We start from the raw sequence: 3,203 nt of genomic DNA on the forward strand, positions 1-3,203 counted from the left end.
CAAAACGGAGAGCTTCTGCCTCGTACCGGCAGTTCAATACCGTGCTGAGGGCTGTTCATCACCCCGGGGCCCGACAAGAGCCATTAGAAAAACGTGATGTTTCTTTGGCGGAGGTGTTGAGTTCGCAGGATTGAACGCGGAGGGGCAGGATGCCGGGCAGGCGAAAAATCAAAGTGCAAGGTGGGAAGTCCGATCATAGCGATGCTTCGCTTCCAATAGCCGAGTTGTCGTAACGGTGCGTCTTGGTGCCTGGGAGTGCCGGGGGGATCTACCGCATCGCGCAGCTCGATACCGTTCTGGCCGATGTTGAGCGGACTATTCCCGGGTGGCGCTTGGCCCAGCGCCGGACGGATCCGGCGGCGCACCTGATGCTGCGTCGACTTCTGTTCAGCATGTGTCGGGCCCCGTCCACGACAAAGCTGCTGGAGGGCACAGTCAAGGCAGCCACATGGCTGGCTGTCAACAACCCGCAAGGGGACTGTAGGGCCGCACTGGCGCAGGCGATCGAGAACCAGGGTCATGCCTGTCTCAGCGTGATTGCTTCGACCGATGGTTTGGTGTGGGATATGACGGTGTCGAGCATGGAAGCCGGCCTCGCTCCCATACTGGCGCCTACCGACCTTTCCGCACCTCCCTTAGGAGTGTCCCTGCACTAGCGGCCAGCTGCCATCACATCAACGAGCCTTCAGCAACGGAGAACGGAACAGTGCTGCAGGAATTCTTTGTCACCTGCCGGATGGACAAGTGGTTCGTGGACGAGAGGCCAGAGACGCATGGCCTCTGCTTGAACGGGCACGATGCCATTACCGACGCGATCGATGCCATGGAAAGGTTCGCCAAATCCAGAAAGAGGTTCGATGTTCTGCTGAAGCTTCCTGGCTCCAGTGCCGAACTGCCCTTGATTCAAAGACTTATTTTGCCGACCGCAGGGCAAATCGGCTCGCCGGAATGGAACAACCGCGCAAACAGGAAAACGTCGAGAAACAAACCTACACATAGACAGGCGTGTCTTGCCCTCATCCAACTACTGTCATCAGCCAGGTTATAGACGTTGCAGGATATTACTTTCCTGGTCATGGGAGGCATCAACGGGATCAACATGCCGCGACCAGAGAGATTGGTTTGTCCGCGCGATGAGTACGCTGGAGTTAATGGTAAACGCGAACCGACGGGCCGATGACGGTAACACCTGTTCCTCTGCAACGTACCACCTTCATCAGAGTACAGCTACAATGAGTGAAAGAGAATGAACAACCTCGCCCCTCTGCCTGCCATTGGCGCAATCGGTGGCAGGAAGCGCGAAGATAAGGTTCGCGGTTTCGGTGGCTGGCGGAACGCCGCAGCCGTGGCTGGGGTGACCCTCGCCGCAGCGGCGATCCTCAACAACTGGCGGGCTAAGCGGGCGGAACGGCGCAACCCGCCGATAGGTCGCTTCCTTACTATAGACGGAACCCACCTCCACTATATCGAGTGCGGAACGGGCAGCCCGATCGTGCTGATCCATGGCAATGGCGCCATGGTCGGTGATTGGGTGGCGAGCGGCGTAGTCGATAGCCTAGCCGCCCACCATAGAGTTATCGCCTTCGACAGGCCGGGCTTCGGCTACACGCTACGTTCGCGAACGCGCCTCTGGACCCCGCGAGCGCAAGCCGCGCTTTTTGCGCAAGCTATGCATCAGCTCGGCGTCGAGTCCGCCGTCATCGTCGGTCACAGCTGGGGCGTGCTTCCCGCACTGGCGCTCGCACTCGACTTTCCTGCAACGGCGTCAGGACTCGTCCTGATGTCCGGCGTTTTTTACCCGCAGATGCGCAGTGACATCGTTACTTCGCTCCCATCCTCGGTGCCGGGCATCGGCGATGTCATGTGTCAGACCATAACGCCGCTGTTGGCGTCCGTGACCTCACCGATGCAGACCAAAGCGATTTTTAAGCCCGCACCGGTGCACGAGCGGTTTGCTGACTTTCCGATGAGCATGTCGTTGCGCCCTGGACAGATGCGCGCCCAAGTGAAGGAGACCACCATGCTTCCTGTAGTAACCGGCAGCCTGGCTCGACGCTATGGTGAACTTAGCCTGCCCGTCACCATCCTGACCGGCGCGGACGATGCAATCGTGTCTCCCGACGCCCAGTCGGAGCGACTTCATAAGGAGATCGACGGCAGCCGTTTGATCAAGCTCGCCGGCATTGGCCATATGGCCAACTACAGTGCGCTTTCAGATGTCGTTGTAGCGATCAGGGAAACTGCTGCGCCGAGTGATTAGTCAGCAAGCGCATATCTGCTCCGTTGTGGGGCGGATCGTCACGCGCATGATGGCGGGAAGGTTTCCTGAGTGCGAGGTTTCTGTCAGGGCTCGGGGCAGCCTGCCGGGAAAGATGTTGACGGATCGGTTCTCGTGCCCGCTTTGAGTGACCAGGAGAATCTCGATGGACCGCTCGCATTGCTATTCGTCATCGACCACCGAGCGGGAAGACCAAACGGTACATGGTTTACCGACGCTTTACCGCATGGCGTTAGCTAAAGCTTCGCTGCCGGGGCTGCGAGCAGGGCTTCGGTCGTGTCGATGTCGTCGAGGCAAAACTGTACAGCCGCCCGGAGATTCCCCCTTTGCTGATCGGAGCCGCGGTGACCGAGGCCACGGCGGATTGGCTTGGCGGCTGGGCCGATGGCCTTCTGACGGTCAGCGCCAAGCCGGACGCCCTGCGCAAGGCAGCGACGCGTTTCGGCGCGGTGGCGGCGAGGACAAGCCGCTCTACCTGCAAGTCGGCCTGAGCTGGGCTCCGACGGAGGAGCAGGCGCTGGCAGAAGCGCACGAGCAATGGCGCTCGAACGTCATCGGCGGTGAGGTAAACTGGAGCTTGCGGACGCCCCAGGAGTTCGACATGGCCAGCCGCTTCGTTCAGCCAGCGGATATGCGGGAGGCGGTGCTGATATCGGCCGACCTCGGCCAGCATACCGCCTGGCTTGCCGAATACGAGGCCATGGGCTTCAGCGAAATCCATCTGCACCACGTCGGCACCAGCCAACGCGCCTTTATCGAGGCATTTGGCGCATCCGTGATGCCGGCTTTATCACGCAGCTGAATGGCAGCTGCTTGGAGGAAAGAAGAGTAATGCAGTGGTTGTTGTATGCCTTCGTGATAGTTGCCGGTGCGCTGAATGCGGTGCAGGCCGGGAGCAACTCTTCGCTCAACAAAGTTATCGAGC

At 59.9% G+C, this 3,203-nt stretch carries 5 protein-coding genes; all 5 read left to right on the forward strand.

Annotation, left to right across the window (positions count from 1 at the left end; all coding sequences use genetic code 11):
• Nucleotides 1–245: 245 nt before the first annotated feature.
• The 5 genes from AC5JJ6_RS05765 to AC5JJ6_RS05785 all read left to right on the forward strand — a co-directional run bounded on the left by AC5JJ6_RS05765 (nucleotide 246) and on the right by AC5JJ6_RS05785 (nucleotide 3,080).
• The gene (locus tag AC5JJ6_RS05765; protein WP_496041124.1) at nucleotides 246–656 is read left to right on the forward strand and encodes a hypothetical protein; all 411 of its coding nucleotides are present in this window, start codon (nucleotides 246–248) and stop codon (nucleotides 654–656) included.
• A gap of 50 nt (nucleotides 657–706) precedes the next feature.
• On the forward strand, nucleotides 707–1,048 hold the full coding sequence (locus tag AC5JJ6_RS05770; RefSeq protein ID WP_496041125.1) for a hypothetical protein: 342 nt from the start codon (nucleotides 707–709) through the stop codon (nucleotides 1,046–1,048).
• A gap of 198 nt (nucleotides 1,049–1,246) precedes the next feature.
• Nucleotides 1,247–2,260 carry an alpha/beta fold hydrolase gene (locus AC5JJ6_RS05775; RefSeq protein ID WP_496041126.1) on the forward strand — a complete coding sequence of 338 codons (1,014 nt, stop codon included), beginning with the start codon at nucleotides 1,247–1,249 and terminating at the stop codon, nucleotides 2,258–2,260.
• A 344-nt stretch (nucleotides 2,261–2,604) separates the two neighbouring features.
• On the forward strand, nucleotides 2,605–2,769 hold the full coding sequence (locus AC5JJ6_RS05780; RefSeq protein ID WP_496041127.1) for a hypothetical protein: 165 nt from the start codon (nucleotides 2,605–2,607) through the stop codon (nucleotides 2,767–2,769).
• A gap of 110 nt (nucleotides 2,770–2,879) precedes the next feature.
• A complete protein-coding gene (locus AC5JJ6_RS05785; RefSeq protein ID WP_496041128.1) occupies nucleotides 2,880–3,080 on the forward strand; it encodes a hypothetical protein in 201 nt (66 codons plus the stop codon).
• The last annotated feature ends 123 nt before the right edge of the window (nucleotides 3,081–3,203 follow it).

The sequence above is a fragment of the Skermanella sp. genome, assembly GCF_059503625.1.